The 22,592-nt window shown below is 70.2% G+C and carries 24 protein-coding genes; 7 read left to right on the top strand and 17 right to left on the bottom strand.

Translation table 11 applies throughout. From position 1 onward, the window contains the following. Window positions 1-33: 33 nt before the first annotated feature. A complete protein-coding gene (locus tag D466_RS0100330) occupies window positions 34-1,293 on the top strand; it encodes an aspartate kinase (RefSeq protein WP_018911692.1) in 1,260 nt (419 codons plus the stop codon). Between the two features lie 16 nt (window positions 1,294-1,309). Here D466_RS0100330 and D466_RS0100325 read toward each other — a convergent pair whose 3' ends face one another. Both D466_RS0100325 and D466_RS0100320 read right to left on the bottom strand, forming a co-directional pair. Then, window positions 1,310-2,614 carry an ATP-binding protein gene (locus tag D466_RS0100325; RefSeq protein ID WP_018911691.1) on the bottom strand — a complete coding sequence of 435 codons (1,305 nt, stop codon included), beginning with the start codon at window positions 2,612-2,614 and terminating at the stop codon, window positions 1,310-1,312. Beyond that, complete coding sequence (locus tag D466_RS0100320; protein WP_018911690.1) at window positions 2,611-3,297, bottom strand: response regulator; 687 nt, start codon at window positions 3,295-3,297, stop codon at window positions 2,611-2,613. Before D466_RS0100320 ends, D466_RS0100325 begins: the two co-directional genes overlap by 4 nt. Before the next feature lie 126 nt (window positions 3,298-3,423). Here D466_RS0100320 and D466_RS0100315 point away from each other — a divergent pair, with 126 nt between their 5' ends. Beyond that, window positions 3,424-4,398: a quinone oxidoreductase gene (locus D466_RS0100315; protein WP_018911689.1), complete on the top strand. Its 975-nt coding sequence runs from the start codon at window positions 3,424-3,426 to the stop codon at window positions 4,396-4,398. 20 nt (window positions 4,399-4,418) lie between these two features. Here the strand turns inward: D466_RS0100315 and D466_RS0100310 are convergent, their stop codons facing one another. The 4 genes from D466_RS0100310 to D466_RS0100295 form a co-directional block, all read right to left on the bottom strand. Further along, window positions 4,419-5,183, bottom strand: coding sequence for a DUF2189 domain-containing protein (locus D466_RS0100310; RefSeq protein WP_018911688.1), 765 nt, complete (start codon window positions 5,181-5,183; stop codon window positions 4,419-4,421). A gap of 133 nt (window positions 5,184-5,316) precedes the next feature. Next, on the bottom strand, window positions 5,317-5,847 hold the full coding sequence (lspA, locus tag D466_RS0100305; RefSeq protein WP_018911687.1) for a signal peptidase II: 531 nt from the start codon (window positions 5,845-5,847) through the stop codon (window positions 5,317-5,319). Further along, window positions 5,840-8,692, bottom strand: a complete 2,853-nt coding sequence (ileS, locus tag D466_RS0100300; RefSeq protein ID WP_018911686.1) for an isoleucine--tRNA ligase — start codon at window positions 8,690-8,692, stop codon at window positions 5,840-5,842. Before ileS ends, lspA begins: the two co-directional genes overlap by 8 nt. 139 nt (window positions 8,693-8,831) lie before the next feature. Further along, complete coding sequence (locus D466_RS0100295) at window positions 8,832-9,791, bottom strand: bifunctional riboflavin kinase/FAD synthetase (protein ID WP_018911685.1); 960 nt, start codon at window positions 9,789-9,791, stop codon at window positions 8,832-8,834. Window positions 9,792-10,104: 313 nt separating this feature from the next. On the opposite strand from D466_RS0100295, the gene D466_RS0100290 reads away from it, so the two are divergent. Continuing rightward, entirely contained in the window at window positions 10,105-10,308 is a 204-nt protein-coding gene (locus D466_RS0100290) for a cold-shock protein (protein ID WP_018911684.1), read from the top strand. Between the two features lie 218 nt (window positions 10,309-10,526). Further along, complete coding sequence (locus D466_RS20020) at window positions 10,527-11,189, top strand: DedA family protein (RefSeq protein ID WP_018911683.1); 663 nt, start codon at window positions 10,527-10,529, stop codon at window positions 11,187-11,189. On the opposite strand, the gene D466_RS0100280 is transcribed toward D466_RS20020, so the two are convergent. From D466_RS0100280 to D466_RS0100260, 5 genes are all read right to left on the bottom strand, one after another. Then, the gene (locus D466_RS0100280; RefSeq protein WP_038164695.1) at window positions 11,190-12,404 is read right to left on the bottom strand and encodes a tryptophan--tRNA ligase; all 1,215 of its coding nucleotides are present in this window, start codon (window positions 12,402-12,404) and stop codon (window positions 11,190-11,192) included. Next, window positions 12,391-12,933: an acyloxyacyl hydrolase gene (locus tag D466_RS0100275; protein WP_018911681.1), complete on the bottom strand. Its 543-nt coding sequence runs from the start codon at window positions 12,931-12,933 to the stop codon at window positions 12,391-12,393. The genes D466_RS0100280 and D466_RS0100275 overlap by 14 nt, the downstream gene beginning before the upstream one ends. Window positions 12,934-13,015: 82 nt before the next feature. Next, a complete protein-coding gene (locus D466_RS0100270) occupies window positions 13,016-13,675 on the bottom strand; it encodes a site-2 protease family protein (protein ID WP_018911680.1) in 660 nt (219 codons plus the stop codon). A gap of 28 nt (window positions 13,676-13,703) precedes the next feature. Further along, window positions 13,704-14,339 carry an L-threonylcarbamoyladenylate synthase gene (locus D466_RS0100265; protein ID WP_018911679.1) on the bottom strand — a complete coding sequence of 212 codons (636 nt, stop codon included), beginning with the start codon at window positions 14,337-14,339 and terminating at the stop codon, window positions 13,704-13,706. A 32-nt stretch (window positions 14,340-14,371) separates the two neighbouring features. Next, window positions 14,372-15,217 carry a PHP domain-containing protein gene (locus D466_RS0100260; RefSeq protein WP_018911678.1) on the bottom strand — a complete coding sequence of 282 codons (846 nt, stop codon included), beginning with the start codon at window positions 15,215-15,217 and terminating at the stop codon, window positions 14,372-14,374. An 84-nt stretch (window positions 15,218-15,301) separates the two neighbouring features. Between D466_RS0100260 and plsY the strand changes: the two genes are divergently transcribed. Continuing rightward, the gene (gene plsY, locus D466_RS0100255) at window positions 15,302-15,949 is read left to right on the top strand and encodes a glycerol-3-phosphate 1-O-acyltransferase PlsY (protein WP_018911677.1); all 648 of its coding nucleotides are present in this window, start codon (window positions 15,302-15,304) and stop codon (window positions 15,947-15,949) included. Window positions 15,950-15,990: 41 nt separating this feature from the next. Here the strand turns inward: plsY and D466_RS0100250 are convergent, their stop codons facing one another. After that, a complete protein-coding gene (locus D466_RS0100250) occupies window positions 15,991-16,476 on the bottom strand; it encodes a YajQ family cyclic di-GMP-binding protein (RefSeq protein ID WP_018911676.1) in 486 nt (161 codons plus the stop codon). A 79-nt stretch (window positions 16,477-16,555) separates the two neighbouring features. On the opposite strand from D466_RS0100250, the gene murB reads away from it, so the two are divergent. Beyond that, window positions 16,556-17,578 carry a UDP-N-acetylmuramate dehydrogenase gene (gene murB / locus D466_RS0100245; RefSeq protein WP_018911675.1) on the top strand — a complete coding sequence of 341 codons (1,023 nt, stop codon included), beginning with the start codon at window positions 16,556-16,558 and terminating at the stop codon, window positions 17,576-17,578. Window positions 17,579-17,630: 52 nt separating this feature from the next. Here murB and D466_RS0100240 read toward each other — a convergent pair whose 3' ends face one another. The 5 genes from D466_RS0100240 to D466_RS0100225 all read right to left on the bottom strand — a co-directional run bounded on the left by D466_RS0100240 (window position 17,631) and on the right by D466_RS0100225 (window position 20,900). Continuing rightward, window positions 17,631-18,617: a sulfurtransferase gene (locus D466_RS0100240; protein ID WP_018911674.1), complete on the bottom strand. Its 987-nt coding sequence runs from the start codon at window positions 18,615-18,617 to the stop codon at window positions 17,631-17,633. Between the two features lie 53 nt (window positions 18,618-18,670). Next, a complete protein-coding gene (locus D466_RS20015) occupies window positions 18,671-19,357 on the bottom strand; it encodes a hypothetical protein (protein WP_156003872.1) in 687 nt (228 codons plus the stop codon). A gap of 26 nt (window positions 19,358-19,383) precedes the next feature. Next, window positions 19,384-19,650, bottom strand: coding sequence for a hypothetical protein (locus D466_RS20010; RefSeq protein ID WP_018911672.1), 267 nt, complete (start codon window positions 19,648-19,650; stop codon window positions 19,384-19,386). A gap of 171 nt (window positions 19,651-19,821) precedes the next feature. Next, window positions 19,822-20,397: a YeeE/YedE thiosulfate transporter family protein gene (locus D466_RS0100230; RefSeq protein ID WP_018911671.1), complete on the bottom strand. Its 576-nt coding sequence runs from the start codon at window positions 20,395-20,397 to the stop codon at window positions 19,822-19,824. Further along, a complete protein-coding gene (locus D466_RS0100225; protein ID WP_018911670.1) occupies window positions 20,394-20,900 on the bottom strand; it encodes a YeeE/YedE thiosulfate transporter family protein in 507 nt (168 codons plus the stop codon). The genes D466_RS0100230 and D466_RS0100225 overlap by 4 nt, the downstream gene beginning before the upstream one ends. Window positions 20,901-21,217: 317 nt before the next feature. On the opposite strand from D466_RS0100225, the gene D466_RS0100220 reads away from it, so the two are divergent. Then, complete coding sequence (locus tag D466_RS0100220) at window positions 21,218-22,519, top strand: NAD(P)/FAD-dependent oxidoreductase (RefSeq protein ID WP_018911669.1); 1,302 nt, start codon at window positions 21,218-21,220, stop codon at window positions 22,517-22,519. Window positions 22,520-22,592 lie beyond the last annotated feature (73 nt).

The following is a 22,592-nucleotide window of genomic DNA, read 5'->3' as shown; positions in this document are numbered from 1 at the left end:
TTGCGTCGCCGCGTTCGGCGTGCTCATCCCATCATGGCGCTCATCGTCCAGAAATACGGCGGCACTTCGGTCGGTTCCGTCGAACGCATCAAGAACGTCGCCCGGCGCGCGATCAAATGGGCCGGGGCCGGCCACCAGGTCGTGGTGGTCGTGTCGGCCATGTCGGGGGAGACCAACCGCCTGATCGCGCTGGCGCGCGAGATCCAGCCCGAGCCCGACCCGCGCGAGCTCGACGTGGTGGCCGCCACCGGCGAGCAGGTGACCATCGGGCTGCTGGCGATGGCGCTCAAGTCGCTGGGCCAGCCGGCGCGCAGCTACACCGGTTTCCAGGTGGGGGTGCACACCGACAGCTCCTTCACCAAGGCGCGCATCGAGTCCATCGACGAACAGCGCATCCGCGCCGACCTGGACCAGGGCATGATCGTCGTGGTCGCCGGCTTCCAGGGCATGGACGCGCAAGGCAACATCACCACGCTGGGCAGGGGCGGCTCGGATACCTCGGGCGTGGCCCTGGCGGCGGCGCTGGGCGCCGACGAATGCCAGATCTACACCGACGTGGACGGCGTGTACACGACCGACCCGCGGGTGGTGCCGGAAGCCTCGAAGCTGCCCTCGATCACCTTCGAGGAGATGCTGGAAATGGCCAGCCTGGGCTCGAAGGTGCTGCAGATCCGCTCGGTGGAATTCGCGGGCAAGTACCGCGTGCGCCTGCGCGTGCTGTCCAGCCTGACGCCCTGGGACATTCCGCTGGAGCAAGAGATGCGCAGCGGCACCCTGATCACTTTCGAAGAGGACCAGAACATGGAACGTGCCGTGGTTTCCGGCATCGCCTTCGCCCGCGACGAGGCCAAGATCACCGTGGTCGGCGTGCCCGACCGGCCGGGCATCGCCTACCAGATCCTCAGCGCGGTGGGCCAGGCGAACATCGAAGTCGACATGATCGTGCAGAACCAGAGCCTGGCCGGGTTCACCGATTTCTCCTTCACCGTCGGACGCAACGACTACGCGCGCACGCTGGCGATCCTGAAGAACGAGGTGCAGGCGCACATCGGCGCCAAGGACGTGCTGGGCGACCCGAAGTCCTGCAAGGTCTCGATCGTCGGCGTGGGCATGCGCTCGCACGCCGGCGTGGCCAGCACCATGTTCCGCACGCTGTCGGAGGAGGGCATCAACATTCAGATGATCTCCACCTCGGAGATCAAGGTGTCGGTGCTGATCGACGAAAAGTATCTCGAGCTCGCGGTGCGCGCGCTGCACCGCGCCTTCGACCTGGACGCGCAGCCCGGCGCCTGAGAGGCGGCTACGGGGCTCAGGACGGCCGCGGGAAGCTCACGCGCACCCGCAGGCCGCCCAGCGGGGAATCCAGCAATTCGACGCTGGCGTGGCTGCGCTCGGCCACGCTGCGCACGATCGCCAGGCCCAGGCCGCTGCCGCCGGGGGGCGCGTCGGCCCGGCGGTAGAAGCGGTCGAACACCCGCGGACGATCGGCCGCCGGGATGCCGGGGCCGGAGTCGTCCACCTCCAGCAGGACCTTGCCGTCCTGTTCGCGCACCCGCACATCCACCCTCGCGCCACGCGGGCTGTAGCGCACGGCGTTGTCCACCAGGTTGCGTGCCAGCATGCGCAGGCCCTGTGGAGGCGCCAGCACGGTGCGTTCCTCGGCCTGTTCCAGCCCGGCGTCGATGCCCCGCGCCTGGGCCAGGTCCAACGTGTCGGCCAGGGCCTGGCGCGCGGCGTCGGTCAGCGAACTGCTCGCCGGGGTCTCGCGCCCGCCGGAGTCGGCGCGCGCCAGCGCCAGCAACTGCTCGACCAGATGGGTGGCGCGGTCGATGCCGGCGTCCAGGCGCTGCGCGGCCAGGCGGCGCGCCGGATCGTCGGAGGCGCGCTCGAGCATCTGCAGTTGCAACTTCAGGGCCGCCAGCGGAGAGCGAAGCTCATGCGCGGCGTCGGCCACGAACATCTGCTGCGCGTCGAAGGCCTGGCGCGTGCGTGCGAACAGGCCGTTCATGGCCCGCACCACCGGGCGCATCTCGAGCATCGCGGCTCCGGGGTCCAGCGGGTCGAAGGAGGTCGCGGCGCGGTTTTCCAGTTCCGTGGACAGCGCGCGCAGCGGGGCCAGCGAGCGCCGCACCACCCAGGCCACGACCAGCAGCAGCAGCGGCACGATGAGCAGCATCGGCCACACCGAGTTCAGCGCGAAGGTCAGCGCCAGCGCGCGCCGGCTCAGCAGGGGCTGCGCCACCTGGATGGTGCGGCCCCCCGCCTGCATCGAGAACACGCGCCAGTTCTGCCCGTTCACGGCGACGTTGGCGTAGCCGAGCACCGCCTGGTCGGGCAGTTCCACGCGCGGGCGCGACACGTAGATGCGCTGGCCGTCCGGAGCCCAGACCTGGAACACGTAGTCGAGGTCGTCGCGCGCATGGCCGCGCGGGCCGAAGCCCGGCAGGCCGAGCTCGCCGGTGGCCAGCGACAGCGCGATCTGCTGCAGGTGGTAGTCGAACACGGCGTCCGCCTCGCGCATGGCGTTGCGGAACACCGCGACCGACTGGACCAGCGCGGCGGTCAGCACCGCCGCCGTCAGCAGCACCAGCAGCTTGGCGCGCAGGGATTTCATGCCGGCTCTCCGCCGGCGGCGCCGTCGTCACGCGCCAGCACATAACCCATGCCGCGGATGTTGCGGATGAACTCGGCGCCCAGCTTCTTGCGCAGGCTGTGCACGTAGACCTCGACCGCGTTGCTGGAGATCTCGTCCTTCCAGCCGTAGAGCTTTTCCTCCAGCTGCGCGCGCGACAGGATCACCCCGGGGCGGCGCATCAGCGCCTCCAGCACCGCCCATTCGCGCTGCGACAGCACCAGCGGCTGGCCGTGCAGCGTGGCCTCCCGCGTGGCCGGGTTCAGGCACACGCCGGCATGGCTCAGCGCGGGCTCGGCGCGTCCGGCGGCGCGCCGCACCAGCGCGCGGATGCGCGCCTGCAGTTCGTTGAGGTCGTAGGGCTTGAGCAGGTAGTCGTCGGCGCCGGCATCGAGCCCGCGGATGCGTTCGTCGACGGCGTCGCGGGCGGTGACGATGAGCACCGGGGTGGCGTCGTGGCGTTCGCGCGCGGCCTTCAGCACCTGCAGGCCGTCGCGCGCCGGCAGCCCCAGGTCCAGCAGCACCAGGTCGTAGTGCTCGCTGCTCCAGGCGGCATCGGCGGCGCGGCCGTCGCGCACCCAGTCCACGGCGTAGCCCTCGGCGCGCAGCGCGTCGAGCGCGCTTTCGCCGATCATCATGTCGTCTTCGACCAGCAGCAGGCGCATCGGGCAGGTTCCAGGCAATCGGAGGCAAGGGGGGCGTGCAGGGGCGCGCGGCAATGGGCACAATTATTCCCTGTGCGCGGGCCCGCGGGGCGCGCGCGAATGAAACCAGGGAAAACGGAGATTGCAATGACCCATGCGATTCGCATCGAGCGTACCGGCGGACCCGAGGTGCTGCAGTGGCAGCCGGTGCAGCCGGGCGAGCCGGCCGCGGGCGAGGTGCGCGTGCGCAACGCCGCCGTGGGCGTGAACTTCATCGACGTGTACCACCGCACCGGGCTGTACCCGCTGCAGCTGCCGGCGGGCATCGGGCTGGAGGCGGCCGGCGTGATCGAGGCGGTGGGCGAGGGCGTCAGCGAGTTTCGCGAAGGCGACCGCGTGGCCTATTGCCACGGGCCCACCGGGGCCTACGCGCAGGCGCGCGTGATGCCGGCGCGCGTGCTGGTGAAGCTGCCCGAGGGCATCGAATTCGAGACCGCCGCGGCCATGATGCTCAAGGGGCTGACGGCGCAATTCCTGCTGCGCCGCACGCGCCGGCTGCAGGCCGGCGACGTGGCGCTGTTCCACGCCGCCGCCGGCGGCGTGGGCCTGATCGCCGGCCAGTGGGCCAAGGCGCTGGGCGTGCAGCTCATCGGCACCGCCGGCAGCGACGAGAAGTGCCGCCTGGCGCTGGACAACGGCTACGCCCATTGCATCAACTATCGCAGCGAGGATCTGGTGGCGCGGGTCCGGGAACTCACCGGCGGCAAGGGCGTCGCGGTGGTCTACGACTCGGTCGGGCGCGACACCTGGGAGCGCTCGCTGGGCTGCCTGCAGCCCTTCGGGCTGATGGTCAGCTTCGGCAACGCCTCGGGCCCGGTGCCCCCGGTGACCCTGGGCGACCTGGCGGCGCGCGGCTCGCTGTACGTGACCCGCCCGACGCTGATGACCCATCTGGCCGACCGCGCGACCCAACTGGACATGGCCGCCGAATTGTTCGACGTGGTGCTTTCGGGCAAGGTGCGGCCGCTGATCGGGCAACGCTACGCACTGCGCGACGCTGCCGACGCGCACCGCGCGCTGGAAAGCCGCGCGACCACCGGCAGCATCGTGCTGCAGCCCTGAACTCCCGCGCGGCCCTGCGCTCAATGGGGCCGCGGCTGGAGCTCGGGCTGCGCCTGGGCCGGGCACACGATGCCGCGGTAGGCATGCCAGCTGGCATGCCCGAGCAGCGGGCCCACCAACAGCAGGCCCAGGCCCGCGGGCAGCAACGCCAGCAGCGTGAGCAGGGTCAGCAGCGCGCCCCAGAGCAGCAGCACCCAGGGGTGCTCCAGGCAGGCGCGCAGGCTGCTCAGCGCGGCGGTGATGGCGTCCACCGGGCGGTCCAGCAGCATGGGCACGGCGATCACGCTGCAGGCGAAGGCGAAGCCGGCGAACAGCGCACCCATGGCGCCATAGGCGGCGAGGAAGGGCCGGTTGGCCGGATCCAGCAACAGGCCCGACAGCGAGGGCTCCGGGGCCATGGAATCGGCGAACAGCGCGAACACGATCAGCGCGCTGCGCGCCCACAGCAGTTCCAGCACCAGCAGCAGGCCGGCGAACAGCGCCACGCTGGAGCGCGCCGGCCACCAGCACAGCAGGCAGGGGCGCAGGCGCGGACGCTGGCCCGCCTCGCAACTGCGGCTGGCCTGGATCAGCCCCATGGCCAGGGCGGGCCCGAGCAGCATGACCCCGCTGGCCAGCAGCAGGGCGTATTGCGGGCTGCTGCGCAGGCTCAGGCCCAGCAGCCAGGCCACCGCGGTGAACAGGGCTCCGAAGCCCAGGCTGAGGGCGGGGCAGGCGCGCATGTCGCGAGCTCCCGCCGCCAGCCAGCGCAGCGGGTCGCGCCAGCCCAGGGTGCACACGCTCACACGGGGGGATCGTTGCCGCGCCAAAGGCTGGCGCCTGGCTTCCTCGGGGGTCATCGGCGGGTCCCGTCATGTCTGGATACAACCATGATGGGTGCGAGGTTATAACCCCCGGGAGTTCCCCGCAAGGCCGGGTCTACCCGGGGCGCACGGCGCGCCGTCGTGCCTCGCGCTGCTCGTCGAGCAGCAAGGCCACGGCGCCGAGGAAGATCGAGGTGTCGGCGAGATTGAAGGCCGGCCAGTGCCAGGATCCCGACGCGGTGCGCAGGTAGAAGTCCAGGAAGTCGGTGACGTGGCCCCACAGCACGCGGTCGGCGACGTTGCCCAGGGCGCCGCCGAGGATCAGGCCCAGGGCCAGCCCGAGCAGCGGGCGCCGGCGCCGGCGCAACAGCAGCACGATGATCAGCAGCGAGGCGCCCAGGCCCAGCGCGGTGAACAGCCAGCGCTGCCAGCCCGTCTGGCCGGCCAGGAAGGAAAAGGCCGCGCCGGGGTTCTCGATGTGCACCAGGTTGAAAAAGCCGGTGACCGGGATCGAGGCATCCAGCGGCAGCTCGCGCGCCACCAGCCATTTGCTGAACTGGTCCAGCGCCAGCACCGCCAGCGCGAGCAGCAGCCAGGGCCACGACGCGGCCTCGCGCCGGCCCGCGAGCGGCAGGGGCTCAGACATGGCGCCGCACCTCGCCGTCGCCGTACAGGTTGCCGGCGCAACGCCCGCACAGGCCGGGATGCGCGGCATCGGCGCCGGCATCGTCCACCCAGTGCCAGCAGCGTTCGCACTTGGCGGCCTCGGCCGGCTGCACGCGCACCTGCGTGGAGTCGGCCGCGTGCAGCTTCAGGCGGGAGACGATGAAGGCGAAGCGAGCTTCCTCGCCGAGGCCGGCCAGCAGTTGCAGGTCCGGCTGGCTCAGGCCCAGGTCCACCCAGGCCTGCAACGAGGAGCCCAGGCGGCCCTCCGCGCGCACCTGCTCGACGGCGCGGTTGACTTCGTCACGCAGCGCGCGGATGCGCGCCCAGCGCGCCAGCAGCCCGGCCGCGTCGTCGATGGCCGGCAGTTCGTGGAAGGTCTGCACGAAGATGCTGCGGTCGGCTTGCGCCCGTTGCGGCGCGAAGTGCTCCCAGGCCTCCTCGGCGGTGAAGCTGAGGAAGGGGGCGATCCAGCGCAGCATCGCCGCCGCCAGATGCCACAGCGCGGTCTGGGCGCTGCGCCGCGCCGGCCCGTCGGCCTGCGTGGTGTACAGCCGGTCCTTCAGCACGTCGAGGTAGAAGCCGCCCAGGTCCTCGGAGCAGAACACCAGCAGCCTCGCCACCACCGGATGGAACTCGTAGGCCGCGTAATGCTCCAGGATCTCGCGCTGCAGGGCGCCGGCGTGGGCCAGCATCCAGCGGTCGATCTCCACCATTTGCGAGGGCTCCACGGCCTGCGTGGCGGGATCGAAGTCCGACACGTTGGCCAGCAGGAAGCGCAGGGTGTTGCGCACGCGGCGGTAGTTCTCCACCACCTGCTTGAGAATGGCGTCGGAGATCGCCAGGTCGCCCGAGTAGTCGGTGGAGGCCACCCACAGGCGGATGATCTCGGCGCCGAGCTTGTCGCTCACGCTCTGCGGCGCGATCACGTTGCCCACCGACTTGCTCATCTTGCGCCCCTGCCCGTCGACGGTGAAGCCGTGGGTGAGCAGCGCCTTGTAGGGCGCGCGGCCGTCGATGGCGCAGCCGGTGAGCAGCGAGGAGTGGAACCAGCCGCGGTGTTGGTCGTGCCCTTCCAGGTACAGGTCGGCCGGCCAGGCCAGCTGTTCGCGGTGGCTGCCGCGCAGCACGTGCCAGTGGGTGGTGCCGGAGTCGAACCACACCTCGATGATGTCCTGGGACTTCTCGTAGTCCTCGGCCTCGTCGCCCAGCCAGTCGCGCAGGTCCAGGCGCGACCAGGCTTCCACGCCTTCGCGCTGCACCAGCTCGGCCGCCCGGTCCATCAGCTCCAGCGTGCGCGGGTGCAGCTCGCCGCTGGCCTTGTGCAGCAGGAAGGGCAGCGGCACGCCCCAGGCCCGCTGGCGCGAGATGCACCAATCGGGGCGTCCGGCGATCATGTCGTGCAGCCGGGCCTTGCCTCCGGCCGGATAGAAGGCGGTCTGCTCCACCGCCTCCAGCGCGGTCTCGCGCAGCGTGCGCGGCGCCTTGTCGACCGTGCACACGCCCTCGCCCTGGTCCATGCGCACGAACCACTGGCTGGCCGCGCGGTAGATCACCGGCGACTTGTGGCGCCAGCAATGGGGGTAGCTGTGGCGGATGTCCTCGGTGGCCAGCAGATGCCCGGCGTCGCGAAGCGCCTGCACCACGGCCGGCGCGGCGCGCCAGATCTGCTGGCCGCCGAACAGCGGCAGCTCCGTCGCGTACACGCCGTCGCCCTGAACCGGGTTGAGCACGTCCTCGATGCGCATGCCGTGCGCGATGCAGGAGTTGAAGTCCTCCACGCCGTAGGCGGGCGAGGAGTGCACGATGCCGGTGCCGTCGTCGGCCGTGGCGTATTCGGCCAGGTACACCGGGCTGCTGCGCTCGTAGCCGGGGTGCATGGCGGCCAGCGGGTGGCGGAAGCGCAGTCCGCCCAGCGCCTGGCCGCGCACCGTCGCCAGCACGCGCCCTTCGAGACCGTAGCGCTTCAGGCAGGGCTCCACGCGCGCGCTGGCCAGCAGCAGCACGCCGCGCGGCGTGTCCACCAGGCTGTAGTCCAGTTCGGGGTTCAGGTTCAGGGCCTGGTTGGCCGGGATGGTCCACGCGGTGGTGGTCCAGATGACCGCGAAGGCCGGCCCGGGCAGGGCGTCCAGCCCGAAGGCGGCAGCCAGGCGCGCGGGTTCCTCGCAGGGGAAGGCCACGTCCAGGGTGTGGGAGGTCTTGTCGGCGTATTCGATCTCGAACTCGGCCAGCGAGGAGTGGCAGTCGAAACACCAGTGCACGGGCTTGAGGCCGCGGTAGACGAAACCGCGCTCGACCACGCGCTTGAGGGCGCGGATCTCGTCGGCTTCGTTGCCGAAGTCCATCGTGCGGTAGGGGTGCTCCCAGTCGCCCAGCACGCCCAGGCGCTTGAAGTCGGCCATCTGTCCGGCGATCTGTTCGGTCGCGTAGGCGCGGCTGCGCGCCTGGATCTCGTCGCGTCCCAGCTTGCGCCCGTAGAGTTTCTCGATCTGGTTCTCGATGGGCAGGCCGTGGCAGTCCCAGCCCGGCACGTAGACGGCGTCGTAGCCCTCCAGCTGGCGCGCCTTGACGATCATGTCCTTGAGGACCTTGTTGACCGCGTGGCCGATGTGGATCTGGCCGTTGGCGTAGGGCGGGCCGTCGTGCAGCACGAAGCGCGGGCGCCCGGCGCGCGCCGCGCGCAGGCGCTGGTACACGCCTTCGTCCTGCCAGCGCTGCACCCAGCCGGGTTCGCGCCGCGGCAGGTCGCCGCGCATCGGGAAACTCGTGTCGGGAAGATTCAGGGTCGAGCGGTAATCGGGCTTGGCGGACGCGTCGGGTTCGGTCATGGCATGCGGTTGCGCGCTGGCGGCGCGGGCGATCGGGCGGGCTTCGGACGGGCTGGGGAGACTGTTCGGGCGGGCGGCGCAGGCTGCCCGCGCGGCGTCGCGCAGGCCCACGCCCGCGCGGTCCGGGCGACACCTGGGTTCAGGGGGAGTCGGCGGCCTGGGCGGCGAACCACGCGCGCGCGTCACGCACGTCAGCGGCGATCGCGGCGGTGAGGGCTTGCAGACCGTCGTAGCGGACTTCGTCCCGCAGCTTGTGCAGCAGTTCCACCCGCACGAGTTTAGCGTAGGCGTCCCCGCTCCAATCCAGGACATGCGCCTCCAGCAGCACGCGGCCCGAATCGTCGACGCTGGGCCGGCGTCCGAAACTGACCACCGCCGGCAGAGGCTGCGCCTGCAGGCCGTGCACCCGCGCGACGAAGATGCCCTGCGCGGCCGGGTGGGCGTGGCCGAAGCGCAGGTTCAGGGTCGGGAAGCCCAGTTCGCGGCCCAGCTTGGCGCCGTGCTGGACGTGTCCGCTGACGCAGTAGGGGCGGTCCAGCAGGCTGGCGGTCAGGCGCATGTCGCCGGCGGCCAGCGCCTGGCGCACGGCCGAACTGGACACGCGGCGCGAATGCACCTCGTAGGCATTCATGCGCGCCACCTCGAAGCCCAGGCGCAGACCCCAGGCGTCGAGCATCTCGTAGTCGCCCGCGCGTCCCGCGCCGAAACGGAAATCGTCGCCCACCAGCACGTAGCGGGCGTGCAGTCCGTCGACCAGCACGCGCTGGATGAAATCCTGCGCGGCCAGCGAAGCCAGCGCGGCGTCGAAGCGCAGCACCACGACCCGCTCCACACCGCAGCGCGCCAGGCCGTCGAGCTTGTCGCGCAGCCCGGCCACGCGCGCCGGAGCGAGTTCGGGCTGCCCGCGCGCGGCGGCGAAATAATCCCGCGGATGGGGTTCGAAGGTGAGCGCGCAGGGGCTCAAGCCCCGCTGCCTGGCCTCGTGCACGAGCAGCGCCAGCATGGCCTGGTGGCCGCGGTGCACGCCGTCGAAATTGCCGATGCTGACCGCGCTGGGTTGCTGCAGCGCCGCGTGCTGAAAACCTCGGAATACCTGCATGGGAAGATGGTGGGTTATACCGGGCCGGGTAGGGCCGGATGGCTTGTGCAGCAGCGATCCCCTCGCCGGTGCTCCGGCGGGAGCACCACGATTGTGGCCCCGCGACAACGCCGGCCACCCCGGTGTCCGGCGATTGGGAAGCGCGGGTGCGGGGAATGCTTGCAAAAGCGCCAATCGGTGTATAGTAAGCCCTGCAGTCGCATCAAGACGGGCGCTTTGCTGCGCACAGTTTGGGTTTGGAGACACTCGATAAACCGGCTGGGCTTGTTGAAGATTTGCATGTCATTGATATTCAGTACTTGAAAGGAAGATCATGCCCACCGGCATCGTCAAATGGTTTAACGAGAGCAAAGGCTTCGGCTTCATCAAGCCCGACGAAGGCGGCGAGGACTTGTTCGCCCACTTCAGCGAAATCCAGGCCAAGGGCTTCCGCACGCTGCAAGAAAACCAGCGCGTGGAGTTCACCGTGAAGGCCGGCCCGAAGGGTCCGCAGGCCTCGCAGATCCGCGTGCTCTGAGTATTCCGCAGGATCGTAGATACAGCGCCTGGCGATAGCCGGGCGTTTTGCCATTCCGGGCGTCCCTCGCGGCATCGCGGCGCGGGATTGTTCGGCTGGTGTCGCCGAGCGTGCCCGCCCGCGGGCACGTGCAGGTGTTGTGTTGTCGAGAAGCCGACCCGGCAGGGTCGGCTTTTTTGTGTCCGGCACGCGCGCGCACGCCGGCGGATGCATCATGCATGTCCATGCGCGGCGCCGCGGCGCCGCTTCGGGAGCCGGACTTGCTGGACCAGTTTGTCAAGGATTGGGGTTACCTGGCGGTGGCCGTCGGCGCCTTCGCCGAGGGCGAGACGGTGCTGCTGGCCGCCGGCTACGCGTCGCGTGCCGGGTGGCTGGAACTCTGGCGCGTGATCGCCGTGGCGGTGCTCGCCGCCAGCGCAGGCGATCAGACCTTCTACTGGATCGGGCGCCTGTGGGGAGGCGCCTTGCTGCGCCGGCTGCCGCGCCTGCAGGCCAAGCTGGAGCGCGTGCTGCTGTTGTTGCGGCGCAATCCCGGCGGCGCGGTGGTGGCCGTGCGTTTTCTTTACGGCCTGCGCATCGCCGGGCCCATCCTGATCGGCGCCGCCGGCGTCACGCCCGCGCGCTTCGCGGTGTTCAACGTGCTGGGTGCGCTGCTGTGGGCGCCGCTGGTCGCCGGCCTGGGCTGGGGTTTCGGGCACGCCTGGGAACATGTGTCCAGGCGCCTGGCCGGTTTCGAATTCGGGCTGCTGCTGTTGCTCGCCCTGGTGCTGCTGGGTTCGTGGCTGGCGCGCCTGGCGCTGCGCGCGTGGATGCGGCGCGCGCTGGCGCGCCGCGCCGGCTCCGCGCGCGGCGACGCCTCCGGGCCGCCGCGCCGCCTCTGATCAGGCGCTGCGCAGGCCCATCGCGTCGCGCACCTCGCGCATGGTCTCGCGCGCGGTCTGCTGGGCCTTGGCCGTGCCGGCATCCAGAATGTCACGCACCAGCGCGGGGTTGTCCACGTAGGGCTGCGCGCGCTCGAGCATGGGCTGCTGCTCGCGCAGCACCGCATCGATCACCGGCTGCTTGCATTCCAGGCAGCCGATGCCGGCGCTGGTGCAGCCGCGGCGCACCCATTCGCGGCAGGCTTCGTCGCTGTAGGCGAGGTGGAACTGCCACACCGGGCATTTCTCGGGATCCCCGGGGTCGGTGCGGCGCACGCGCGCCGGATCCGTCGGCATGCGCCGGATCTTGTGCTCCACGCTGGACCGTTCCTCGCGGATGGCGATGGAGTTGCCGTAGCTCTTGGACATCTTGCGCCCGTCCAGCCCGGGCAGGCGCGATTCCGGCGTGAGCAGCGCCTCGGGTTCGCGCAGGATGCTGCGCCGGCCGCCGTCAACCTGCGCGCGCAGCGCGTCCTTGTCGGGGCGCGAGAGCTTGCTTGCCGAGATCAGCGCATGCGCCTGCTCGCGCATGTCCACGTGGCCTTCCTGGTCCGCGCCCCGGCGCAGCGCCAGCAGGCGCTGGCGCTCCTCGTCGGGCAGATGCGCCGCGGCGGCGCGGGCCTTGGCTTCGATCTGGGGGTCCTTGCCGTACAGGGTGTTGAAGCGCCGCGCGATCTCCCGGCTGATCTCGATGTGCGGCACCTGGTCCGCGCCTACCGGAACCCAGCGAGCCTGGTAGATCAGGATGTCGGCCGCCTGCAGCAGCGGGTAGCCCAGGAAACCGTAGGTCAGCAGGTCCTTGTCCTTGAGGTTGGAGATCTGCTCCTTGTAGGTGGGCACGCGCTCCAGCCAGGCCAGCGGGGTGCCCATGCCCAGCAGCAGGAACAACTCCGCATGCTCGGGCAGGCGGCTTTGCACGAACAGCGTGGCCTTGTCCGGGTCCACGCCGGTGGCCAGCCAGTCGATCACCATGTCATGGGTATGACTGGCGATGACCTCGGGGGATTCATAATGGGTGGTCAGCGCGTGCCAGTCGGCGACGAAGAAGTAGCAGGGTTTGTCCTGCTGCAACCGGACCCAGTTCTTCAGCGCGCCGTGATAGTGGCCCAGGTGCAGCGCGCCGGTCGGGCGCATTCCCGACAACACGCGTTCGGGAAAGGTGTCAGCGCAATTCATAGCTCAGACGCAATTGCAGGTAGTTCTGCCCCGGGTTGGGGCGCTTGATGTCGGCGTTCGAATAATGGGTGAAGCGCAGCCCCACGCCCCAGGGGCTGTCCTGGATGCGATGGAAAAGCCCCAGCGAATCGCCGAACTGGTAGGAGGTGGAAATGGTCTTGGACCCGATGTAGGTGCCGGAGAAGAAATTGGCCCCGATACCGGCCTCCACGGCCGTGTCCTGGGTGAACCACCAGCGCAGGAAGGGCGTGAGCCCCACGTGCCACAGCGGTGCGCCGGGCTTGCCGGCAGGCCCGAACACGCGGCCGGCCGAGGCTTCCACGCTGAAGTCCAGGCGATCGGAGCCGAAATCGTGCGCCCACAGCGCGTCGCTTTGCCAGGCCGCGCTGAGGTTGTGGTAGCCGTCGAAGGAGCCGGCGAGCAGCGAGACCTCGGAGGCGTGCGCGGGCGCGGCCGCGAGCAGGGCGCCGGCCATCGCGGCAGCGGCTGCGGCGCGCCAGGCGGCGAGCGGGCGGGGACTGTGGTTCATGTTCGATCCTCGGGCGAATGAAGCGGAAGGAAGCCGCGCGGCGCCGCCACCCCCGGCATGGCGTCGCGCGGGTGACAGGACACTAGAGGATCATCCCGAAGGGGCTGAGCAGCAGTCCGAGCAGGGTCTGGCTCACGCGCATCAGCGGGATCAGCCACACGGTGGTGGCGATGTTGGTCAGCACCAGCGCCATGACGATGAAAAAGCCGTAGGGCTCGATGCGCGACAGCGCCAGCGCCTGGCGCAGCGGCAGCAGGCCCACCAGCACGCGCCCGCCATCCAGCGGCGGGATCGGGAACAGGTTGAACACGAACATCACCAGGTTGACCAGGATGCCGGCGCGGGCGACGTCGAAAAAGAACAATTCGCGCACGCCCAGCCGGTTCATCACCAGGACCGCCAGGCCGTAGAGGAAGGCCTGCGCGAAGTTCGAGGCCGGCCCGGCCAGCGCCACCCAGACCATGTCGCGCTTGGGATTGCGCAGCGCGCCGAAGTTCACCGGCACCGGCTTGGCGTAGCCGAACAGGAAGGAGCCGCCGGTGGCGAAGTACAGCACCAGGGGTACCAGGATGGTGCCGACGGGGTCGATGTGGCGCGCCGGGTTCAGCGACAGGCGCCCCATCATGTAGGCGGTGTTGTCGCCGAAATGGCGCGCGGCGTAGCCGTGCGCGGCCTCGTGCAGCGTGATCGCGAACAGCACGGGCAGCGCGTAGACGGTGATGGCCTGTATGAGTTGGTCCATGGTGTGGGAGTGGATGGGGCGGGCCGGCTCAGTCCGGCTGCTCCAGACCGAGCGATTCGACGTCGCCGCGCCCCTGGCGCAGCACTTCGGGCGTGGCGCCGCTGAGGTCGATGACGGTGGTGGGCTGGCGCGGGCAGGGACCGGCGTCCAGCACGAGGTCGATCTGTTTTTCCAGGCGGGTGCGGATTTCCGAGGCTTCGTTCAGGGGTTCGACGTCGCCGGGCAGGATCAGCGTGGTGGCCAGCAGCGGCTGTCCGAGCTCGACCAGCAGCGCGCGCGCCACCGCGTGCTCGGGGACGCGTACGCCGATGGTCTTGCGCGAGGGGTGCGAGACCCGGCGCGGTACTTCGCGCGTGGCTTCGAGGATGAAGGTGTAGGGCCCCGGCGTGGCCGCGCGCAGCAGGCGGAACTGGCGGTTGTCCACCACCGCGTAGTTGCCCAGCTCCGACAGGTCGCTGCACAGCAGGGTCAGATGGTGCTTGGCGTCGACCTGGCGGATGCGCCGCAACCGCTCGGCCGCGGCCTTGTCGTCCAGGTGGCAGACCAGCGCGTAGGAGGAATCGGTGGGAATCGCCGCCACGCCGCCTGCGTGCAGGATCGCGCAGGCTTGCTTGATCAGGCGCTGTTGCGGGTTGTCAGGGTGCAGGCTGAAGTACTGGGCCATGGGCAGGGTGTCGCAGGGACGGCGCTCGCCGTTCAGTGCAGGAGATCCCAGATGGGGCGCAGGCCCTGCGGCAGCGCCGGCAGGCGCCCCAGGTCGCAACGGCTCTCCCGCGGGCAGTGGAAGTCCGAGCCGCGCGAGGCGCGAAGCCCGAACTCGCCCGCCAGCGCGGCGTACTTGCGCCAGTCGGCCGCGCTGTGACTGCCGGTGACCACCTCGATACCCGTGCCGCCCAGGTCCACGAAACGCGTCAGCAGTTCGCGCTCGCGCTGCGGCGTGAAGCGGTAGCGTCCCGGGTGGGCCAGCACGGCCAGCCCCCCCGCGTCCTGGATCCATCCCAGCGCCTGCTCCAGCGTCGCCCAGGCGTGTTCCACGTAGCCGGGCTTGCCGGGCGTGAGAAAGCGCGAGAACACCTCGCCGGTGTTCGAGCACACGCCGCGCTCGACCAGATGGCGCGCGAAATGGGTGCGCGAGATCAGCGCCGGGTTGCCGGCCAGGCGGCTGGCGCCCGCGTAGGCGTCCTCGACGCCGGTGTGCTCGCGCAAGGCCTCGGCAATACGGTGCGCGCGCGCGTCGCGCCCTTCGGACATGGCGCGCAGCTGGGTGCGCAGACCTTCGTGGGAGGGGTCCACGCCCAGGCCGACCACATGCACGGTCTGGTCGTCCACCGACACCGACACTTCCACGCCGGTGACGAAGTCCAGCCCGATCTCCGCGCAGGCCTGCGCGGCCTCGGCGAGGCCGCCGAGTTCGTCGTGATCGGTCAGGGCCCACAGTTGCACGCCGTTGTCGCGCGCGCGCCGCGCCAGCACGGCCGGGGCCAGGGTTCCGTCGGAAACCAGGGAGTGACAGTGCAGGTCGGCGTTGATCGCATCGGACATTCCCGCATTTTAGGGCTTGGGCGCCTGACGGGCTGTTCGCCGTCCGGGCCGACACTAGAATCCGCTGCGATGGAACCTGTATCGATGATCCTTGCGCTGTTCGCGGCGGCGCTTGCCTACCTGCTCGGCTCCCTGCCTTTCGCGGTGCTGGTCAGCCGCGGCATGGGACTGGCGGACCCGCGCAGCTACGGCTCCGGCAACCCCGGCGCCACCAACGTGCTGCGCTCGGGCAGCAAGGCGGCGGCGGCCCTGACCCTGTTGCTCGACGGGGGCAAGGGCTGGCTGGCGGTGTGGCTGGCGCAGCGCGCGGCGCAGGCCGGGTGGCTGGAGTCCGCCGCGGTGCCGCTGGTGGCGCTGGCCGTGGTGCTCGGCCACATGTGGCCGCTGTTCCTGCGCTTTCGCGGCGGCAAGGGCGTGGCCACGGCGGCCGGGGTGCTGCTGGCAGCCAATCCCTGGCTGGGGCTGGCGACCGTGGTCACCTGGCTGATCGTCGCGCTGTTCTTTCGCTACTCCTCGCTGGCGGCCCTGGCCGCGGCGGTGTTCGCGCCTTTCTACGCGCTGCTCGGGCAGGACCTGATCTGGAGCCTGCAGCCGGCCATGGTGGTCGCGCTGGGGGCCATTTCGCTGCTGGTGATCTGGCGCCACCAGCGCAACATCCGCAAGCTGTTGCGCGGCGAGGAAAGCCGCATCGGCTCGAAGACGCCGGGCGCGCAGCGCAAGCCGCCGCGCTGAGCCGTGCCGGGGGCGGCCCGGCGCGGCCGCCCGGGGGGACTTCAGTCGCGGAAATTCTGGAAGGACAAGGGCGTGTCGTCGATCTGCTTGCGCAGCAGCGCGATGGCCGCCTGCAGGTCGTCGCGCTTGCCGCCGTTCACCCGTACGGTCTCGCCCTGGATGGAGGCCTGCAGTTTCATGCGCGATTCCTTGATCGCGCCGGTGATGCGCTTGGCCAGGTCCTGGGGGATGCCCGAGCGCACGGTGAACACCTGCTTGAACTTGTCCCCGCCCGCGGGCTGGGGCTTGCCGTGTTCGAGAAAGCGCACGTCGACGTTGCGCTTGGCCATCTTCGCCAGCAGCACGTCGCGCAACTGGCCGAGCTGGAAATCGCTGTCGGCCCAGGCGGTGATGGTCTTGTCGGCGAGGTCGATCTTCGCCGAACTGCCCTTGAAGTCGAAGCGGTTGGCGACCTCCTTGGCGGTCTGGTCCACGGCGTTGCGGATTTCGATCAGGTCGGGTTCGAGGACGGCGTCGAAGGATGGCATGGGCGGTGGCGGACGAGCAGGGCGCCCGCGGTGAGGGGAATCATGGAATCCGGACCGAGGGTCCGCATCTGGAAATTGTATGGATCTGGCGATTGAACACGATGTCGACTTGCGCGGGCTGAACACCTTCGGGGTGCCCGCGCGCGCGCGCACGCTGGTGCGCGTGGGCGATGCGCGGCAGGTCCGCGCGGTCGTCGACCACCCCGAGCTGGGCCGGGCGCCCAAGCTGGTGCTGGGCGGCGGCAGCAACCTGCTGTTCACCCGGGACCCGGACGCCGTGGTGCTGAAGGTCGAGATCGCGGGTCTGCGCGTGCTGCACGACGACGCGCAGTCCACGGTGATCGAGGCGGGCGCCGGCGTGGGCTGGCACGAGCTGGTGCGCTGGAGCCTGGAGCAGGGCTTCGGCGGCCTGGAGAACCTGGCGCTGATCCCCGGCACCGTGGGCGCGGCGCCGGTGCAGAACATCGGCGCCTACGGCATGGAGCTGGCGGAGCGTTTCGAGTCGCTGGACCTGGTCGATCTGACCACCGGGCGTGCCGTGACCCTGGAGCGCGCGGCCTGCCGCTTCGGCTACCGCGACTCCCTGTTCAAGCAGGCGCTGGCGGGCAAGTCGGTGATCACGCGCGTGCGCCTGCGCCTGCCCAAGCCCTGGCGGGCGCAGCTGGGCTACGCCGAGTTGCAGCGCCATCTGCAACGTGCCGGCATCGACGAGCCCTCGCCGCGCGAGGTGTTCGACGCGGTGTGCGCGATCCGCCGCGCCAAGCTGCCGGACCCCGCGGTCCTGGGCAATGCCGGAAGCTTTTTCAAGAATCCGGTGGTCAACCGCACCATCCGCAACGAGATCCTGGAGGAGTTTCCGGAAATCGTCAGCTATCCCCTGGAGGACGGCAGCTACAAGCTCGCCGCGGCCTGGATGATCGACGCCTGCGGCTGCAAGGGGCGCAGCGTCGGCGCCGCGGCCGTGGATGCGCGCCATGCGCTGGTGCTGGTCAATCGGGGCGGGGCCCGCGGCGAGGAGGTGCTGCGCCTGGCCGAGAGCGTGCGCGAAGCGGTGCGCGAGCGCTTCGGCATCGAGCTCGAATACGAGCCGGTCGTGGTTTGAAAAAAAAGGGGCGCCCGCGGGCGCCCCTTGCTGGCTTGCCGGCAGGCGGCGTTCAGCCCGGCAGGCCCACGGTCGGGTTGCCCAGGTTGGTCCACTCGGTCATCGAGCCGGTGTACAGGCGGGTCTTGTGGTTGCCCAGGATCTCGTGGTCCACGAACCACGCGCCCGAGGCCAGGTGCCCGGTGTTGCAGTAGGTCACGGTCGAGGCGCCCGGCTGGATCCCGTACTCGGCGTAGATCTTGCGATAGTCGGCGGCGCTCATGAACTCGTGCGCGGCACCCACCGGCTTGACGATGGCGTCGGTGGGGAAGGAGCGCGCGCCGGGCAGATGGCCGCCCGCGGCGTCCACCGGGCGCTTGACCACGATGCCCAGGAACTGCGGCGTCGGACGCGCGTCGACGAACTGGTCGCCGCCGCTGCGCAGGCCTGCCTTGACCTGGTCCAGCGTGGCGAGGATTTCCTTGTCCTCGCCGGTGGCGGCCCAGTCACCCTTGTGCGCGCCGACCTTGGCGGTGCTCACCGGCAGGCCGTCCTGCAGCCAGGCGTTGACCCCGCCGTTGAGAATCGCCACCTGGCCCTCGGGTTCGCCGAAGTAGCGCAGCTGGAAATACAGGCGCGTGGCCATGTCCATCGTGTCCACCGTCTCGCCGGTGGGCACGATGACGATGGGCTTACCCTTGTCCAGCCCGGCTTCGTCCATCACCTTGGTGAAGTATTCGGCGCTGGGCAGCTGGGCCACGATCTTCTTGCCGTCGATTTCCTTGTTCTGGCGGATCTTGCCGAAGTCCACAGACAGCGCGCCCTCCAGGTGGCCGCCGGTGGCCACCAGCTTCTTCGCGCCGGTCTTCTTGTCCACCTCGAACTTGGGCGCGCGGGTCAGCGTGTCCATGTCGTCGCGGATGTCGACGACGGTCACCTCGGAGCGGTGCTGGTGCAGCCATTGCGGGGTGACCAGCGGACCGGGCAGCGTGGCTGCCGAGGCCAGTTGTACACAGGCGCCGGCGATGCCAGCGGCCAGCAGGTACTTCAGGGTTTTCATGGTTCTCCTCCGGGTTGAACAACAAACGTGATCGTCAAGCTGCCGCGGCGCCCTCAGGCGAGGCCGGCGGCCTGCAGGAATTCGAATTGGCGCCCCAGGTCCACGGCGCACTGGCTGAGGATGTGGCTGCGGCGGTCCTCGAGCACCCGCTCCAGCGGCCGCTGGCGGGCGCGTACGGCGGTGCGGCGGTCGCGTTCGAGCACCACGGCCTGGATCTGCGGCTCGAACAGTCGCGCCATGTCCTGCAGCCACGAGGCCGCGCGCCGCGGGCGCGCCTGCGACAGGTCCAGGCGCCTGAGCGCACGCAGGGTCCAGGCGGCGTCCTGCCAGTGCTCGGCGGTGACCCAGCGATTGGTGCTGAACACGCGCAGCGGCATGCCCCGGGCATCGACCGAAAGCGCGAACAGATGCGCGTAGTCGGCTTCAGCCGCGCGCGCGCGCCGCGGCGCGAACACGTGGAAATGGCCGTGCTCGCCGCGGGCCCGCTGCTGCAGGCTATGGGCGTGGTAGTAGAAGCGGTAGCCGCTGCGGGGGTCGCGCGCGTCCCGCGGCGGATAGTGGTCCCACTCGGCGAAGGCCTGGGCACGGCCGAGCAGCTCGGCCAGCACGCCGCGGCCGCTGCGTGCGCTGGCGCGCAGATGTTCCAGCGTTCCCTCGAGCGCGGCCTGCAGGGGCTGGCGCGGCGCTCGGCGCAGCGCGTCGAGCACTTGTTCGCGCGAGAGGGCGGTCCGGGTGCTCACGCCGCGGCGGCCGGCGCCAGGCGCGATCAGGCCGGCGCGCAGGGGTTGGACGACTTCTTCTTGGCCTTGCCGGCGGCCGGAGCGCAGGGGTTGCCGGCCTTGGCCTTCTTCTTGGCTGCGCCGGGCGCGCAGGGGTTGCCCGGAGCGCAGGGGTTGGCCGAGGCCAGCGCCACCGCGGTGGGCGACACGGCGCGCAGCGCCTGGGGCATCGGCGCCACGGCCGCGGTGGCCAGCGCCAGCGCGGGCAGGGCGTGGGACAGCTTGATACGGGTCTTGATGCGGGACTGGGTCATGGACGGTCTCCTTCCACTGTGGTTCGACGAAATCGGAATGCAAGCCGCGCGCGCCCGCGCTTGTGGCGCGCGCTGGTGCGCGCGGCCTGGCCTGGAGCGGCGCAAAGCGGATCATCGTAGTGCCGGGCGGGGGGCGTGCGTTGGGCCTGGCGGCGAGCGGCTTGATCCGGATCAAGCGGCCTTGCGCGTTGCGCCGCCGCCCGTGCGGGTCAGATAGCCCACGACCAGCAGCACCGCCAGCAGCAGCGCCCACACGGCCCACACCGGCAGGTGCAGCAATTGCGGCAGGGTCAGGGAGTCCGGGCCGACCTGTTTCCAGGCCCAGTCCTTGATGGAGGCGAAGCCGGAATTGAAGCCCAGCGTGCCCAGCACGATGCCGAGCAGGAACACGAGCCCGTCCACCCGGCCCGAGCAAAGGGCCACCAGCGAGGTGCCCGGGCAGTAGCCGCCGATGGCCATGCCCGCGCCGATGAGCACTCCGCCCAGGGAACTTCCCCACAAGAACACCGAGGGCACGAACAGGTCGCTGCTCACGTTCACCAGGCCCAGGCCCTGCAGCAGGTACAGCCCGCCGGAGGCCACCACGATGGCGGTGAACATGACCTTGAACACAGCCCAGTCCTGGAAGCGCAGCTGCGCGGTCAGCTTGCAGCCGCTGCCGAAGCCGGCGTTTTCCAGCACGTAGCCGAATACGGTGCCGAGTACGATGCCCGACAGCGGGCCGGTATACCCCAGAGGAAAACTCATTTCCACAGCCCCTTGGTGAGTTGCCCGAACGCGATGCCGGCGACGAAAAAGCCGATCAGGAACAGAAATCCGGCGGCCGCCAGCGTGGCGCCTCCGGACAGGCCCATGCCGCTGGTGCAGCCCAGCGCGAGGCGGGCGCCGAAGCCGGAGGCCGCGCCGCCGACCAGGGCCAGCACCAGGCGCAGGCCGCGCTTCGCGCGGGCCGGCCCGTCGAGTTGCCAGCGGAAGCGTCCGGCCAGCAGGCTGCCGGCCAGCGCGCCGATCGCCAGGCCGACGACCTCCCAGATGATCCAGTGATTCAGCCCGGCGTCGAACAGCCCGTGCAGGTAGGTGCCGGGGGCGACCGTGGAGGCGTCGACGTGGCCCGCGGCCGCGGCGGTGGCCAGCGTGGTGGCGCCGGTGACGCCGTAGCCGTTGCCCGTGACCAGGAAGGTGGCCAGCAGTGCGGCTCCCAGCACCACGCCGGCGACGTAGGGGTTCCACAGTGGGCGAGGGGTTTTCATGGGCGTTGTGCCTCCTCAAGCGTTTTCGTGCGCATCCGGTGCGGATAGCGGGGAGAGTATAGATACAAAAGAAACATGCAGTGGGGAGTATTAGGGTTAATCACCTTGGGGGGAACACCAAGAGGCCGCGCGCAGGGGCCTTGATGCTCGTCAAGCGCGGGTCGCGGCGCGCGCCGGCGCCGCGAAACACGGGGCCTATCGGTGGTTATCCTGTGTGCGCTGGATACAGGGTCGTGCATGCTGCGAAGGGCCCGAAACACCCCGGGGCTCACACCGGGGACTCAACCAACGGTCATTGCGAGGAGAGGGAAGCATCCATGGCACACATCGTCGTACTCGGAGCAGGCATCGGCGGACTGCCCGCCGCCTACGAGGCGCGGGCGAAGCTCGGCAGCGAGCATCGCGTCACCGTCATCAACAGCGTCGATTACTTCCAGTTCGTGCCCTCGAACCCCTGGGTGGCCGTGGGCTGGCGCTCGCGCGATCAGGTGGTGCTGCCCATCGCCCCGTACCTGGAGCGCAAGGGCATCGAGTTCATCGGGCGCCCGGCGGAGTCCATCGACGCCGCCTCCAGCACCGTCCGGCTGCGGGGCGGCGACAGCGTGTCCTACGATTTCCTGATCATCACCACCGGCCCGAAGCTGGCCTTCGACGAGGTGGAGGGAGCCGGCCCGCACATGGGCTTCACGCAGTCCATCTGCACCATCGACCACGCCGAGAAGTGCTTCGAGGATTTCGAGGCCCTGTGCGCGCAGCCCGGCCCGGTGATCATCGGCGCCATGCCCGGGGCCAGCTGCTTCGGCCCCGCCTACGAATACACGATGATCCTCGACGCGGCGCTGCGCAAGCGGCGCCTGCGCAGCAAGGTGCCCATCACCTACGTCACCGCCGAGCCCTACATCGGGCATCTGGGCCTGGACGGCGTGGGAGACTCCAAGGGCATCATGGAACACGAGTTCCGCGACCACGACATCCGCTGGATCACCAACGCCAAGACCACCAAGGTCGAGCAGGGCAGGATGTACGTGGACGAACTCGACGCGCTGGGCAACGTGTTCAAGAAGCACGAGCTGGCCTTCCGGCATTCGATGATGCTGCCGGCCTTCAAGGGTGTCGACGCGGTGGCCCAGGTGGAGGGGTTGTGCAACCCGCGCGGCTTCGTCATCGTCGACGAGCACCAGCGCAGCCCGAAGTACCCGAACATCTACTCCGCGGGGGTGTGCATCGCCATTCCCCCGGTGGGCCCGACGCCGGTCCCCTGCGGCGTGCCCAAGACGGGTTTCATGATCGAGTCCATGGTCACGGCCATCGTGCACAACCTGGAGGAGCAGCTGGCGGGCGCCCAGCCCACCCACAAGGGCACCTGGCAGGCCATCTGCCTGGCCGATTTCGGCACCACCGGCGCCGCCTTCGCGGCGATTCCGCAGATCCCGCCGCGCGACGTCAACTGGTTCGGCTCGGGCAAGTGGGTGCACCTGGCCAAGATCGCCTTCGAGAAGTACTTCATGCGCAAGATGCGCACCGGAAACTCCGAGCCCATCTACGAGAAGTACGTGATGAAGCTCATCGGCTTCAAGCGCCTGCAGGACCGCGTGCTGCGCACGGGCCCATCGAACTGATCGCCTCTGCATGCGACAAGGGCCGGCGGCGGGGAACTCCCCCGCCGCCGGCCCTCTCGGCGATTCAGGCCGC

This window comes from Thiomonas sp. FB-6 (assembly GCF_000377645.1).
In the GTDB taxonomy this organism is placed as follows: domain Bacteria; phylum Pseudomonadota; class Gammaproteobacteria; order Burkholderiales; family Burkholderiaceae_C; genus Thiomonas_A.
Note: the sequence above shows the minus strand (reverse complement) of the source record. Positions and strands in the feature narration are given on the sequence as shown.

Coding starts and splice junctions, on each gene's coding strand:
- D466_RS0100330 (WP_018911692.1), top strand. CDS start 34: ATGGCGCTCATCGTCCAGAAATACGGCGGCACTTCGGTCGGTTCCGTC.
- D466_RS0100325 (WP_018911691.1), bottom strand. CDS start 2,614: ATGAAATCCCTGCGCGCCAAGCTGCTGGTGCTGCTGACGGCGGCGGTG.
- D466_RS0100320 (WP_018911690.1), bottom strand. CDS start 3,297: ATGCGCCTGCTGCTGGTCGAAGACGACATGATGATCGGCGAAAGCGCG.
- D466_RS0100315 (WP_018911689.1), top strand. CDS start 3,424: ATGACCCATGCGATTCGCATCGAGCGTACCGGCGGACCCGAGGTGCTG.
- lspA (WP_018911687.1), bottom strand. CDS start 5,847: ATGTCTGAGCCCCTGCCGCTCGCGGGCCGGCGCGAGGCCGCGTCGTGG.
- ileS (WP_018911686.1), bottom strand. CDS start 8,692: ATGACCGAACCCGACGCGTCCGCCAAGCCCGATTACCGCTCGACCCTG.
- D466_RS0100295 (WP_018911685.1), bottom strand. CDS start 9,791: ATGCAGGTATTCCGAGGTTTTCAGCACGCGGCGCTGCAGCAACCCAGC.
- D466_RS0100290 (WP_018911684.1), top strand. CDS start 10,105: ATGCCCACCGGCATCGTCAAATGGTTTAACGAGAGCAAAGGCTTCGGC.
- D466_RS20020 (WP_018911683.1), top strand. CDS start 10,527: ATGTCCATGCGCGGCGCCGCGGCGCCGCTTCGGGAGCCGGACTTGCTG.
- D466_RS0100280 (WP_038164695.1), bottom strand. CDS start 12,404: ATGAATTGCGCTGACACCTTTCCCGAACGCGTGTTGTCGGGAATGCGC.
- D466_RS0100275 (WP_018911681.1), bottom strand. CDS start 12,933: ATGAACCACAGTCCCCGCCCGCTCGCCGCCTGGCGCGCCGCAGCCGCT.
- D466_RS0100270 (WP_018911680.1), bottom strand. CDS start 13,675: ATGGACCAACTCATACAGGCCATCACCGTCTACGCGCTGCCCGTGCTG.
- D466_RS0100265 (WP_018911679.1), bottom strand. CDS start 14,339: ATGGCCCAGTACTTCAGCCTGCACCCTGACAACCCGCAACAGCGCCTG.
- D466_RS0100260 (WP_018911678.1), bottom strand. CDS start 15,217: ATGTCCGATGCGATCAACGCCGACCTGCACTGTCACTCCCTGGTTTCC.
- plsY (WP_018911677.1), top strand. CDS start 15,302: ATGATCCTTGCGCTGTTCGCGGCGGCGCTTGCCTACCTGCTCGGCTCC.
- D466_RS0100250 (WP_018911676.1), bottom strand. CDS start 16,476: ATGCCATCCTTCGACGCCGTCCTCGAACCCGACCTGATCGAAATCCGC.
- murB (WP_018911675.1), top strand. CDS start 16,556: ATGGATCTGGCGATTGAACACGATGTCGACTTGCGCGGGCTGAACACC.
- D466_RS0100240 (WP_018911674.1), bottom strand. CDS start 18,617: ATGAAAACCCTGAAGTACCTGCTGGCCGCTGGCATCGCCGGCGCCTGT.
- D466_RS20010 (WP_018911672.1), bottom strand. CDS start 19,650: ATGACCCAGTCCCGCATCAAGACCCGTATCAAGCTGTCCCACGCCCTG.
- D466_RS0100230 (WP_018911671.1), bottom strand. CDS start 20,397: ATGAGTTTTCCTCTGGGGTATACCGGCCCGCTGTCGGGCATCGTACTC.
- D466_RS0100225 (WP_018911670.1), bottom strand. CDS start 20,900: ATGAAAACCCCTCGCCCACTGTGGAACCCCTACGTCGCCGGCGTGGTG.
- D466_RS0100220 (WP_018911669.1), top strand. CDS start 21,218: ATGGCACACATCGTCGTACTCGGAGCAGGCATCGGCGGACTGCCCGCC.